Genomic DNA, 13,771 nt, shown 5'->3' with positions numbered 1-13,771 from the left:
ATAAGGCGAACAAAAAAACTTAACCTAATGTTAAGTTTTTTGTCCCACTTTAAAACTCTTACTTTTAGTTAAAAAAGCAACTAAAGAATCGAGTGATAAATTGCTTGAAAAAATTAAAGTTTCAGAAGAGTTATTTTATTCAGATGAAAATGCAATTTATTACAAAAAAAATAAATTATCACATGAACTTTCTTTCATTAACTATGAAAACAAACACATAGGATTTGTGGAAGAAAAGAATTATAAATATGGTGTTATTGAAAACTATAGTTTGAATAAATCACACTTTTTAGTATTTCAAAACAATGTAGTTCAAAAAGTTGAAAAATTTGATCAAAATTCTGCTTTAAAAAGTGGTTGAACAAGAAGAGCAGTTTGAACAACAATTATTTACTGAATCGCATACATAATTTTATTAGTAGTAGTAATTATACTTGCAGTTCAAAGATAATTTTATAACCATATTTTAAAGAATATTATTTAAAAATAAACTAATAAAAAGAGAGATAATTATGGCAAAACCAAATGCAAAAATTCTAATAAGTGTACTAGCATTAACAGCACTTTCAACATCAATAGGAACAACTGCAACTGTTTTTTGAAATAGTAGAAATAATAATCAAAGTGATTATACAAAAGCAAAAGTTGAAGCTAATTTAGAAGCAGATAAACTACTTGATGAAAATAAGAAATCCAATTTTAAACAAAAAATCGATGCAACAACTACAATTGAAGAAATCAATGCAATTAAAGATGAGATTGCAAATGATTTAACAACTCAATTAAACGAGCAAAAAAATAAAGCAAATGCTTTAAAAGATAAACTTTCAAATCAAGAAATTAAAGATAAATTCACTGCTGAAATTAATGATGCTACTACAAGTGCTCAGTTAGAAGCAATTAAAGATAGAATTACTAAAGCATTAAAAGCAGAAGCACAAGCTGCAGTTAATTCATTAGAAAAAGAAGCACAAAAACCTTTTTTAAATCAAAAATTAGAAAGTACTAATTCTCCTGAAGAAATCTTTAAAATTAAAGAATTTGCACAAGTATTACTTGAAGCACATTTATTAATTGATAAACTTGAATCTTCTGATGAAAGAATAAAATTTGCTAATGAACTTAATTCTATAAATGATGAAGATAAAGCAAAAGTTGAAGAAATAATCCAAAAAATTAAAAAAGCAATTGAAGATCAACTTGCTAAAGAACTAGCGGCAGCAAAACAAGCAGCAGAAACTGAAATTTCTAAACTAACTGATGAATCTAAAAAACAAGAGTTAAGAACAGAATTAGAAGTAGCAACAACTATTGATGCTGCTAATGTAATTAAAGACAAAGCAGTAAGAGAAAAAGAAAAAGAACAATACACTACTGAAGTAGATAGAAAGAAAGTTGATGCTCGTACTGAAATATCTAAATTAACTAAACAAGAAAATAAAGATCCTTTAAATACTGAATTAGATTCTGCTAATACAGTTGAATTAGTTCAAGCAGTAATAGATAAAGCTATCGCAAAACAACAAGAAGAATTAAATGAAGAGAAAAGAAAGAATCATCTTCAAGCAGATAAAATTCAAGACAACGATATTAAAACAAATCTTAAATCAAAAGTTGATTCAACAACAACTTTTCAAGATTTAAACAAAGTAAAACAAGAAATTGAAAAGCAACTAGCAAAAGAATTAGCAAATGCTAAAAAAGAAGCAGAAGCTGAAATTGCTAAACTAACTGATGAAACAAAAAAAGAAGAGTTAACAAATGAGTTAATATCTGTAAATACTATTGATGAAGTTAAAGTTATTAAATCCAAACCAATAAATGAACAGGAAAAAGAACAGGCTCGTATAATTGCAAAAAATGAAATTAATAAGTTAGCAGAAGGAGAAGAAAAAACTAATTTATTAAATATTGTTAATAATTATAATTCAACTTTGAAAGAGATTACTGAAGCTAAAGAAACTGCACAAAATTCACTTGCAACTTCATTAAATGAAGCGAGAACATCTATTATTAAACTAGTAGGACATAGTGAGTATGATTTTTTGAACCAACAAATTGAAACTAATAAAGAAAATCAAGCAGAGTTGAAAAAAATCATAAATGAATCAAATGTCAAATTTAACGAAAAAGTACAGGAAGTTAGAGAAGTTATTGATAGTATAGAAGGTAGTGAAGTAGAAGAGAATTCTGAGTTCAAAGCTAAAAAAGAAGAGTTAATTAATAAACTTTCTTTAGCACCTAATGTAACTAAATTAGAAGAAATTAAAAATGAAGCAACAGAAACTAGAGAGAAACAAAAAGATAGATTAATAAAATCTTATAAACCTAAACTTTTACATTTAATTTATAAGAATTTAAGAGAAGGAAGTGAAGCTAAAAATCAATTTTCTAACACTGTAAATTCAGCAACTACTTTTGATGAACTAAAAACAATATCAGATAAAGTAAATAAAATTATTGAAGATCTTATACAAAAAGCAAGAAAAACAATTCTTATACTAGAAGGAGATGACTATGAAATAGCAAAAGCCAATGAAATTCTCGATAGTAAAGACACAAGAGGTGCAAATTTTCAAGAGTATGTAGAAGATCACATAATAAAATATGCTATTTCTTATGTTGAAAGCAAAAGAAGTGATGCTATATATGAAGTAGAACATGTAATTTTCGAAAGAAGACAATACTATTTAGAAGCTTTAAGAAGCAAGGAAACAAAAACTATTGCAAAAATAAATGCACTTAAAGAACAAGCATTAGAAGAAGCACGATTAGAAAACGAAAAACAACAAAATAACCCAAGTTAAAAATTTGAGAATATAAATATTACTTTTTAATCCTATAAATCATTAATTAAAGAATGGATTTATGTTGAAATTCATAAACAAAAAACTCCACTTAAAATAAGATGGAGTTTTTGTTATAACATATTTTATTTTTTGGTTAAAACTATTAAATTTTCAATGTGAAAAGTTTTACAAAACATATTAAAAATTTCAATATATTCAATTTTATAGTTTTCTTTTAGAAGAGAAATGTCATATGCTTGTGTTGAAATGTTACAAGATAAATAAATGATTTTATCAGGTAGCAACCTTTGTAATTCATTTATTACTTCTTTCTTTAAACCAGTGCGATCAGGATCTACTATTATAGTTTTCCCTTTTAAAGAATTTAAATTTTTTAAATATTTATAAACATCTTGATTGAAAGGAGTAATATTATTTATTTTATTTAAGTTAATATTATATAACATATCTTTATATGAATTTTTGTTTATTTCAACCGCTTCAATAGTTTTAGCTTTGCTGCTTATAAAACAAGCAATTGAACCAATTCCTGAATATAAATCTACTACTTTAGCATCTTGATTTATAAAATTTTTAATTCTGTAATAAGCTTCAAGAGCAACTTCTTTATTCACTTGATAAAAAGAACCAATGGAAACCTTAAAACGAAGGTTTTTAAAATTATCAAAAGTAAAGATATTATCTTTTTTGTGTCCTTCAATTTGCGTTTCAAGTTTTCTTATAATAATTTTCCCTTTTTGATTACTAAATGGTTTTATATCTGTTAATAAGAAATCGTCTAAATAGAAAATTTCATTTGAATTTTTCTTTTTTAATCCACCATCAAATAAAGTGATTTTATTTCGATATCTTAACTCTTTTGTTCCTTGAAAATAATTAATTTTATATTGATTTAAATCTATTTTTGCAATTTGTTTAAATACAGAAATTAAATTATAAATTTTGTATTCTTTTTCTGCTTCTTTATTCATATGCATTAATTCATATCCACCTATAAAATCTGCATTTTTAGGGATTTCAAGATTTCTATTTTTATCTGCTATTATTATTTTTGTAACCTTACCTATATAATAATTTTTTTCTTCTTTTATAAAGGTAAATTCCACAGTTTCATTTAAAATTGTAAAAGGTAAATATACAGGTTTTTGATTTCATAAACCAACACCTTCACCTTTTTGATTATAAAAAAATATTTTAGTTATCATCTCTAGAAATCATTTCTTTTATATTGTTAATAATTGTTTCTTTATTAATTAATCAATCTATTTTTTTTATTTCGATTATTTTGTAATTTTTAGCTTTTAAAAAATTATTTTTATCTTTATTGATTATATAGTTTTCATATGAATTATAGCTACTATAATCATCGATCGTAAATGCTACTAATATTTTATTTTTTTCATTAGTAATTGCTAAATCAATATTTTGACTACCAATAGAAAAATCTTTTTTTACATATAATTTTTGAGTTTCAAAAAAGGAATCAGATTCAAAAGTATCATAAATTTCTTCTTTTAATTTATTATGGATTTGGACTTTATTATTATTATTACTTTCATCTTCATCTTTAAGTTCTAAGTTTAAATAGTTGGTTCTTTGTTCATTTGTTAATTCTAAAAATAATAATCACTTTTTAAATAAAGCAATATCTTCATTTTGATTAGTATTTTCAATTTCTTCTGCTTTTAGAGATTTAATTACAATTATTTTATCTTTTGCTCTTGAAACAGCAACATTTAAAGCGTTTTTTCCACCTGAACGGGAAACATAAGTAGTATGTAATGCGGTAGTTTTATCATAAACAACAGAAATTATTAATAAATCGGCTTCATCCCCTTGAATGTTTTCTATGTTTTTCAATAAAACTTTTTCACTAATTAGAGCTTCTTCTAATTCTGGATGATTGTTTAAAATTTGATTTTCAATATATTCTCTTTGGGAACTATTAAAGGTTAAAAGAATAATTTTCTTATACTTGTTTAGGTTTTCTTTTGTTTGTTCAATTGCAATTTCTGCTTCTTTTTTATTGATTTTATTTTCTCATACACCATCTGTTTGAATAACTTCAATGGAGTTATGATTTTTTGTATTAAATTTATCTATTACATCAAGTTCTGAATTATAGAAATGTTTTGATGAAAAAGTCATTAATGAAGCATAATTGGAACGATAATTTTTATCTAGTAAAATACTATAAACACCTTTAAAAACTGCATAATTTAAGATGGATTCAATGTTTCCTAATTCAGCATCTTCTACATTGCTTCGTGTTGAAAATCAACTTGTAGGTTGCATTTGTTTGTCATCACCAGCAAAAATTTTGATTTTTGCTAAATATAGTATTGGAAATGCTTTTTCAATAAAGATTTGTGATGATTCATCAAGGATAACATAGTCAAATTCATTTTTATCTCACTTACTTAGTTCTGTATCTACTGAAGAAATAATAATAGGATATAATTCTTTAATAATTTGGTGGTGTTCAAGAACAAATTTATAAGGATCTCTATGTTTTGTTCTAACTGCAAGAACAAATTTTGAATAAAGTTTTTTCATCTCCTTATTTTGATTAATTTTTTCTAGTTTTTTAAATAATCTATAAAAGGTAAAGTTTACAAGTTGTTCTTCATTGGAAATATCTTGTTTTGAGCTTTCAAAAACAAATTCATAGAAACTATTAATGTCACTCAATTCTTGTGGAGTTAAAGAACTTAATTTATCGGTTATTTCTTTTAAATTCCCATTAAAATTATGAATTTCTTTTTTAATAATTTCAATATCTTGTTTATCTTCATCAGTTAATTTTTTAAAAATTTTTTGAAAGAAATTGTTTTTCTTTCCTGATTTTGCATCTAAAATAGCTCACTTTAATTTTTTAATATTTTCTTTAAAATCATCTGTATTAATACTAATATTTTTACTAATTTTATATAAAGATTCAATTGTATTTGGAGATAAAGATGCCACATTTTTCTTTATAAAAGAATAATTTTCAATTTTTTGTTCAAGATTTTCATTATTAGCAAATTTATTAAATAAATCTATATATTCTTTTTCATCATCATAAATAATTTTCAATGATTCAATATTGGATTTATTTTCAAAATTTTCTAATATATTAATTAATTTTTCTATAGGTTCATAGAATGTTGCTTTATTCATAGAATTATCATTTAAAATAAATAAGCAAAAAATTGATAACTTATTCATTCTATCTTTTAAAACATCTAAAGCAGCTTTTTTCTGAGAAACAACAAGACCTTTTTTATCAAAAATAATAATATTAGCAATAATATTAGAAATAGTTTGTGATTTTCCAGTACCTGGAGGACCTCAAATTATGGTATTTTGAGAAAGAGCTGATACTGTTGCTTTATCTTGAGAATAATTAGTTTTATTTATTTTTACAAAGTTAAAAACTTTATTAAAGATTATTTTATTAACTTTGTTTTTGTAATTATTTTTATTAAAGTCAACATCTAAAATTTCATCTAATTCATCATTTTCAATAATTTTTTCCATTATTTTTCTTTGGTGACTTCCGAATGAATTAAAAATTCCTAAAACCATACCAGGGTGAAAATGTAAATTATTATCAATTAAATCCACATTAACTTTGGAAATATTATTTTTAAAAGTTTTAATATTGAAATTTGATCAATTAGTTTTTATAACTTTTTCCAATTCTTCAATAGATAATCTAGAAACATCAATATCCACTCCTAGTAAATAATTTCCTTTTTCTAAAACTCAAATTAATTTTTCATTAATTTTAATTTCTCCATCAGAAAATAAAAAAGCTTGTGAATTAGAAATATCAATATTAACTTCTTTAAAAAATAAAGGAGCAAATATTTTTCTTTTTTCAATTTCAACAGAAACAAAAAGCATTCCTATCTGCATTGGTCAAATATTTCTTTCACTATTTAAACTTCTTGCTTTGGTTAAAAATTTCTTTCATTTATAACTATTTTTCTGTATTTTTTCTTTTAATTCGGATTGCAGTGCTTTATTTTCTTTATCAAAATCTTTTTCTAATTTAACTTTTGTTTCTGCACTTAAAATATCATTATTTTTTATAAAAATAGATTCAACTTCTTCAACAGAAGAAGCGTCTTTTATTTCATTTACTATTTTTTTTAAGTTGTTTTCAGTTAAGGCAACTCTAAAATTTGCTTGTGTATAGATTTTTTCAAATTGTTTTTGATCAAACAACTTGAATACATCCATAAAATCATGATCATTTATGTTAACAAAAAGCGATGTATCAAATCTATCTACATCAAATAAGTTGTCTAAAATTCTTTTATAATTTTCTTTATTTTTCTTTATTACATCAAAGTTGATATTCATATTTTTCCTTTTACTTCATTATATTTTCAATTTCTGTTTTTAGGTATTCAGCAACGTTTCCTACTATTAAATTAACATAAGTACTAGAAACTAAAACACCCGAAATTCCTTTTAATTTTTGTATTTCTTCAGCTTTAACTAATTTAGTGTTATTTAAATAAATTTTAATTTTTTTATGACTATTTTCTATTTTATTAATGTTTTCTTTTTTACCAAGAAGTTCAATTAATAAAGCAACATTTATGCTTGTTTTATAACTTTTTGATAATTGATTTTCTGTTTTGTTTTTGGATTTATTTTTTCAATAAATCCAAATAAAACCCAAAGTTATTATTGTTAAAAAAACAATTAAAATTTTATCTTTTGTTCTCATTTTCATCTCCTTTTTTATGTTTTTCAAGTAGAATATAAAGCATTACCCTTTTGATTCTGCTACTTGTATATCTTCTGGAATTACATTTATTTACAAATTCATCATAAGTTTTTTCTTCTATATGCTTTTTAAATAAATTTTCCATTCCTTCACTAATCATTGGATTTAATTTCAAAATTTCTGCAGGGGTATTTCTTACAATATCTTGAAATTTAGAATAATAATTTTCTATCCTATCAGGAATTTTATCAAATTTCATAGGTGTATATTTAGAAATATCTTGTTTTTCAAAAATCATTTTCCTTATCAAACTTGCAGAAGCAAATTCGTTAAAAGTGGTTTCTGAGTGAAAACCAACTGTTCTTTGCATACAAAATGCTTGAATTGGATAATTATTGAAGACAATTGATTTAACATACTCTAATCCTAAAATATCGTTAGGCAATCTTATTTCTTCACCAGTTAAAGTTTGTAACGCTTTTGCACTAGAATTTGGAAAGGAAAAGCCTTCTTTTAAGTATTTTTTAACTAGTTTATTATAAATTTCTTCATTATAATAAATAGTTTCAGCAATTTTGTATAAATTATCAATATTATTTGATTCACTTCCAAAAATAAGTTTATCAATTTTTAAATCATTAATAATTTTTAAAGCACCATTTGCAAAAATATGGGCTGCTTGAGTTGCATATTCAAAAGGTAATTCGACAACAAAATCAGCACCATATTTAAGTGCTTGTTCTTTTCTTTTTTCAAAAGAAGCTACTGCCATTTCTCCTCTTTGCACATATTTTCCAGAAAGTATGATGTATATTTTGTCACTCGGGAAATTTTTCTTAACATATTCTAGTTGATGTTTGTGTCCGTTGTGAAATGGATTATATTCTGCTATTATTGCTATTGCCATAAAATAATTTTATTAAAATCTGTAAAAAAAAGAATAAAATAATTTAAAAATTATTCTATTCTTGAGGTGTCAAATAAACCACTTGTTTCTAAAACAGGTTTGATAGAGATTCAAATGCTTGGATCAACATTTTTTAATTCATTTACAATGTATTTTACTTCTAAATATAATGCAATAGTTTTGATTTTATATGTTGGTTTTCCTGTATATCCAGAAATCCCTTCTCATAAATTATAGGAATGTCAATATTTCATAACTTTTAAATGAGCAAGAATTTTTTCAGGCTCAGAAGTGTGAAAAGTTAATTCCACTTTTTTGTATTTTGGATAAATTAAGTTTACTATCATTGATGTTAGGAATATATACATAATAGTGGAAACAACTTGAATTCCTAAAATTTTATGTATTTTTCCTTCTCCAATATTAAAATAACCAAGTGTTCCAAAAAGTACTAATGAAACAAAAGCTATACTAATAGAAATAGAAAATAATATTTTTCCAATTGGTTTTCTTTTTTTAGTTGAATAGTAATAAGAAATAAAATCTGTCCCTCCACTTGAACCACCAAATTTTCAAGCAAGACCAATTGAAACTCCTATTAGTACAGAACCTAAAAAGGTATAATATAGAATAGGTCATAAATCTGTGTTTAATTCTAGTGCTTTTACTACATCTCAATTATCAGATTCAACAGTTATATGGTTACTTAAAAAGTCATGAACTACTGTTATATTAAAAAATAAATTTCATAAGTTTTGAAAAATCATTCAAATTATCGTTAAATACATAAAACTTCTTTTTAAATGTTTTCAAAATAAAATGATTAGCGGTAAGTTTAGTGCTAAGTAAAGTAAAGAAAAATAATGTTTTGTTTCACTAAAAATATATGTAATAAGAGTTGGGATAGCTGTTAATCCAGAAGGAATTGTTTTAGCTTTTGCAAGTACAATTACTATTGAAAAAGTAAAAAGAAAAGAAGAAACCAACATCATAAAGATTGAAAAAGGTTTCTTTTTACAAACATCAATAAAATTCTTAGGATTATTATCACCAGTGTTAATTAATTCATTTTCAAGTTTTTTAATTTTTTTAATAAAAGTATTATCGTTTTTTTTCATATTATTCCTATGTGCTATTTACGTTAATATTTTATATTTTTTTCAAAAAAAATAAAAAAAATTTTCAAAAAATAAAAAAAAGATTTCTATAAAATGTTTTTTTGAAATTATTGCTTTTTTTATTTTGTTTTTTTAAAAAAATGTTTATTATTAAATTACACACAAAAAAACAAGGAGTAAATAAAATGGTTATAGGTATTAGCGGAATGATTAGTAGTGGAAAAAGTACACTAACATCATCTTTAGTAAAAAAATTTCCAAATTCAGAAATGTTATTAGAATTTAATGAAAACGACGAAGTTTTCAACACATTTTTAAAGTGATTATATGAACAAAGAGAAAATTTGACAATTGGTTTTCAAACATACATTATTGAAAACCATTCATCAATTTTTGCAGATAGACTAAATAAATTTAAAGAAAGAAATCTAAAAAACAAAGAAAAAGGATTTTTTTTCTTAGATAGATTTTCAATTGAACATCATATCTTTGCTCAAATAAATTTAGCAAAAAAAGAACCTAAATATATGAGAGCATATGAACTAGCTTTTAGAGAATTGATTACACCAGAAGAATTTCCTGATCTTGCAATTTTTTTAGATATTTCTTTTGAAACATTTAAAGAAAGATTTTTCAAGAGAGAAAGAGCTGTAGAAACAGACAATTGAGAAAAAAATAAAGAATATTTTGAAGTTTTACACAGAAATTACAAACCTTATTTTGAAAAATTATGTAAAGAATTTAACTTAAATTATGTTGTAGTAGACACCAACGGTTTAAATGAAGAGCAAGTGGAAGAAAAAGTTATTGAAATTATTAAAAATTACTCGAAAAATAGAAAATAATGATAACGACGAGAAATAAATTTTTATCCTTCATTTTATCGTTTTTCCCTTCTACAAAAGAACGTTGAAAATTATATTCAAAAATCGCAATACCTGTAGTATTGTCCGGTTTTTTAGTATCTTTAAATGGTTTTATTGATAATTTTATGGTTACAGGAATTTCAGGTGGTGTTTCAGCATTAAATTTTGCAAACGCATTCACCGGAATTATTGGTGGAATTTTAATAAGTTACAATGCAATTGGAATGCCTTTATTTGGTCAATTTTGGGGCGCCAAAAAATCAAAAGAAACAAAAGAAGTTTTGAGAACAAGATATTTAATTTCTTTTGCTTTTGGACTTATATTTTCAATTATGATTTTAATATCTCCAGAATTTTTTATAAAGACGATTGCAAAAGATAATAATATAGTCAATGGAGAGCATAGTCAAACTTATTTAGATATTGTAAAACAAGCAACAGATTATATAAAAATAATTGTTATATCTTGAATTTTAATGTCTATTTCTTTTACTACTATTTCTTTATTAAGAGAAACAGGTAATGGTGGAATTTCATTATATATATCATTAACTAGTTTATTAACAAATATAATTTTAAATTTAACATTAATACCAAAATTTGGAGTTGTTGGTTCTGCATGAGCAACTGTTTGTTCAGGTATTGTGAGTTTAGCTGTAAGTTTAGTTTTTATGGGACTCAAAAGTAAAAAAACACTTGTAAATCCTTTAAAAATATTTAAGATTAGCAAAAAAATATGAATATTATTTTTAAAAAGAATACCAAGTTTTCTTTTATCTTCATCTAGCTTTGTTTTTATTTCCATAAGAACTTTTTTATGAGCAGCAGGTTATAAAGTTGGTTCATTGGGTTATGGAGAATATAAGGAGTACTGAGGACTTGGTGCTGCAGCTATTTTAGGAATAACAACATCATTAACCAATATCTTTACATCGACTTTTGGGATTATAGGTGCTAATGTCACGTTGTTTGTTGGAAAAAAATTAGGAAACAATGAAATTGAAGAAGCAAAGAAAAATGCTAAAGAATTAAAGGGATTTCATTTTGTAATTGCATTAGGTTTATCATGTATATTTGCGATTTTAATTATATTTATTCCTTTTATGAAGTTCTTTTCTTCTGGTGTTGAGACTGGTTTAGAAGAGCAATTAAAACAAATAGGGGTATCACAAAATATAATTGATAAACAAAAAGAGTTAGCTTCAGCATATTATTTAAAAGAAATACAACTAACATCAATTTCAATTGCTATATTTAATCCTATATGAATAATTTTTAGTTCTAGTGTTAGAACTATGGAAGCGGGAGGAAAAAATAATTTAACTTCTATATTACAATTTGGTTCAGGAATTGGTCAAATATTGTGATTAACTTTAATAGTTTTTGTTTTTATACCGAATTTTAATTTAAGTTTAAATTATCAATTTGCCTTTTATTACTTTATTTTATTCACTTCGGACTTAGTAAAATTATTTATTTATGAGTTGTTTTATTTTAAAACTAACTGAGCAAGAAACATTACACATTAGAGAAAGAAATCAGTATTAAATTACTGATTTTTTTAAAATAAAAATTTGAGTTTAAACTCAAATTCTTTATTATTTTGTTTGTGCAGCTTTTGCTGCTGCTTTTTTAGCTTCTTTTCTAATTTTTTCTACTCTTTTAGCTTTTCTTTCAGCCATTTCTTTTCTTCTAATTCTTCTCATTTTTTCTCCTATTATGATTGATTTAATTTATTGAATTTTATTGTTTTTTCTTTATTACTTTTTCTTGGTGCTTGTAAAGCTTCTAATATAGGTGTAGCAACAATGTCACCTTTATTAACACCTATTGCAACTCCAGATTCACCTTTTTTAAGTAAGTCAACAGCTTTCATTCCCATTAAAGTAGCTAAGATTCTTTCTTGTGCTGAAGGATTTCCACCTCTTTGCACATGTTCTAAAGCCATTGCTCTAGAAGAAATTCCTGTTTTTTCTTGAACAAAACTTGCAATTTCTTTTAGATTAGGATAAATAAATTCGCTAACTATAGCTATCACACTTCTTTTTTTCATTGTTTTAATTTGGTGTTCAACAACTTTAGCAATTTCTTCTTTAGTCATTGTTAATTCGTTTGTAATAATAATTTCAGCACCAGTTGCTAGACCAGAATATAAAGCTAAATCTCCAGCACCGTGTCCCATTACTTCTAACATTAAAAATCTGTTGTGTGAATTTGAAGTATCTCTTAATTTATCTACAGCTTCAACTATTGTGTTTAAAGCAGTATCATATCCGATTGTGAAATCACTTGATGTAATATCGTTATCAATTGTGCCTGGTAATCCAATGGTTTTAATTCCAAGTTCGTGTAGTAATTGAGCTCCCATATAAGAACCATCACCACCAACAACAACAAGTGCATCTATTCCTAATTCTTCTAAATTTTGTTTAGCAATTTTTCTTGTTTCTTCTTGTTTAAATTCAGGGAATCTTGCTGAAAAAATAAATGTTCCACCTTTTGAAACATAGTCATCAACATTAAATTTTGAAGCAGGAACTATATTTTTTTCATATAATCCTTTATAACCTTCAAAAACTAAAAAAGGTTCTATTTCATTTGCTAGTGCATGTTTAACAACTGCACGAACAGCATTATTCATCCCAGGTGCATCACCACCAGAAGTTAATATTGCAATTTTTTTAATTTCTTTTTTCATTTGTGTCCTTAATAAATAACTATTAAATTATAAATTTTTTTTAAGAAAAATCAAAAAATATTTTAATATTTTTACTTATTTTTTTCCATTTTTAGTTTAAAAATAGTTTTTAATTGTTATTTTGAATTAAAAAAGTTAATTTTTTCGCATTTTTTTCATTTAAAACAACTTTTTTGTATTTTTTTCTTAATTTTCCTTTACAATTTATTTGAAAATATTTAAATTAATAAGGAGACAAAAATGTTTGTAAAAGATGTTACAAAAGAAACATTAGCACAAAGTATTGAAAATGGAAAAGGAGTGCAACTATTAAATTTCCATGCTACTTGATGTGGTCCATGTAAAATGTTGGCACCTGTTTTAAAAGAAGTTGCAGAAAAAATGAACATTGAAGTTTATAAAGTAGATGTAGATCAAGATAGAAACTTCGCAAGAGAAATGGGAGTTTCAGGAACTCCAACAACTTTTATTTATAAAGATGGAAAATTAGTTTCTCACATTGTTGGTTATGGTGCATATGAACAATTTTCAGAAGCACTAAAACAAATTATTTAAATTTAAAAAACTTAGTTTAAAAACTAAGTAAAGTGTGACAATTTATTGGGACACATTTTACCAGTGATATCACTGGTAAAATTTTTTTACT

The 13,771-nt window shown here is 24.2% G+C and carries 11 protein-coding genes; 5 read left to right on the top strand and 6 right to left on the bottom strand.

Annotation, left to right across the window (positions count from 1 at the left end; all coding sequences use genetic code 4):
* Window positions 1-100: 100 nt before the first annotated feature.
* Together ACXX88_RS03300 and ACXX88_RS03295 are read left to right on the top strand one after the other, a co-directional pair.
* Entirely contained in the window at window positions 101-451 is a 351-nt protein-coding gene (locus ACXX88_RS03300) for a hypothetical protein (protein ID WP_458559587.1), read from the top strand.
* A 61-nt stretch (window positions 452-512) separates the two neighbouring features.
* Complete coding sequence (locus ACXX88_RS03295) at window positions 513-2,807, top strand: hypothetical protein (protein WP_458559586.1); 2,295 nt, start codon at window positions 513-515, stop codon at window positions 2,805-2,807.
* Window positions 2,808-2,932: 125 nt separating this feature from the next.
* Here the strand turns inward: ACXX88_RS03295 and ACXX88_RS03290 are convergent, their stop codons facing one another.
* The 5 genes from ACXX88_RS03290 to ACXX88_RS03270 are packed head-to-tail and all read right to left on the bottom strand — an operon-like array spanning window position 2,933 to window position 9,561.
* Complete coding sequence (locus tag ACXX88_RS03290) at window positions 2,933-4,015, bottom strand: class I SAM-dependent RNA methyltransferase (protein ID WP_458559585.1); 1,083 nt, start codon at window positions 4,013-4,015, stop codon at window positions 2,933-2,935.
* Complete coding sequence (locus ACXX88_RS03285; RefSeq protein ID WP_436358970.1) at window positions 4,005-7,163, bottom strand: AAA domain-containing protein; 3,159 nt, start codon at window positions 7,161-7,163, stop codon at window positions 4,005-4,007. The genes ACXX88_RS03290 and ACXX88_RS03285 overlap by 11 nt, the downstream gene beginning before the upstream one ends.
* A 10-nt stretch (window positions 7,164-7,173) precedes the next feature.
* Window positions 7,174-7,536: a hypothetical protein gene (locus tag ACXX88_RS03280; RefSeq protein ID WP_436358971.1), complete on the bottom strand. Its 363-nt coding sequence runs from the start codon at window positions 7,534-7,536 to the stop codon at window positions 7,174-7,176.
* Window positions 7,520-8,443: a nucleotidyltransferase gene (locus ACXX88_RS03275; RefSeq protein ID WP_458559584.1), complete on the bottom strand. Its 924-nt coding sequence runs from the start codon at window positions 8,441-8,443 to the stop codon at window positions 7,520-7,522. Before ACXX88_RS03275 ends, ACXX88_RS03280 begins: the two co-directional genes overlap by 17 nt.
* Window positions 8,444-8,493: 50 nt before the next feature.
* Window positions 8,494-9,561, bottom strand: a complete 1,068-nt coding sequence (locus ACXX88_RS03270) for a YitT family protein (RefSeq protein ID WP_436358976.1) — start codon at window positions 9,559-9,561, stop codon at window positions 8,494-8,496.
* A gap of 185 nt (window positions 9,562-9,746) precedes the next feature.
* Here ACXX88_RS03270 and ACXX88_RS03265 point away from each other — a divergent pair, with 185 nt between their 5' ends.
* Window positions 9,747-10,406, top strand: coding sequence for a deoxynucleoside kinase (locus ACXX88_RS03265; RefSeq protein ID WP_436358978.1), 660 nt, complete (start codon window positions 9,747-9,749; stop codon window positions 10,404-10,406).
* Window positions 10,406-11,956 (top strand): MATE family efflux transporter, encoded by a 1,551-nt coding sequence (locus ACXX88_RS03260; RefSeq protein ID WP_436358980.1) that lies wholly within the window; start codon window positions 10,406-10,408, stop codon window positions 11,954-11,956. Before ACXX88_RS03265 ends, ACXX88_RS03260 begins: the two co-directional genes overlap by 1 nt.
* 188 nt (window positions 11,957-12,144) lie before the next feature.
* Here the strand turns inward: ACXX88_RS03260 and pfkA are convergent, their stop codons facing one another.
* Entirely contained in the window at window positions 12,145-13,125 is a 981-nt protein-coding gene (gene pfkA, locus ACXX88_RS03255) for a 6-phosphofructokinase (RefSeq protein WP_436358982.1), read from the bottom strand.
* Between the two features lie 240 nt (window positions 13,126-13,365).
* On the opposite strand from pfkA, the gene ACXX88_RS03250 reads away from it, so the two are divergent.
* Window positions 13,366-13,680 carry a thioredoxin family protein gene (locus ACXX88_RS03250; RefSeq protein ID WP_436358983.1) on the top strand — a complete coding sequence of 105 codons (315 nt, stop codon included), beginning with the start codon at window positions 13,366-13,368 and terminating at the stop codon, window positions 13,678-13,680.
* The last annotated feature ends 91 nt before the right edge of the window (window positions 13,681-13,771 follow it).

This window comes from Mycoplasma sp. 5370 (genome assembly GCF_054343435.1).
Note: the sequence above shows the minus strand (reverse complement) of the source record. Positions and strands in the feature narration are given on the sequence as shown.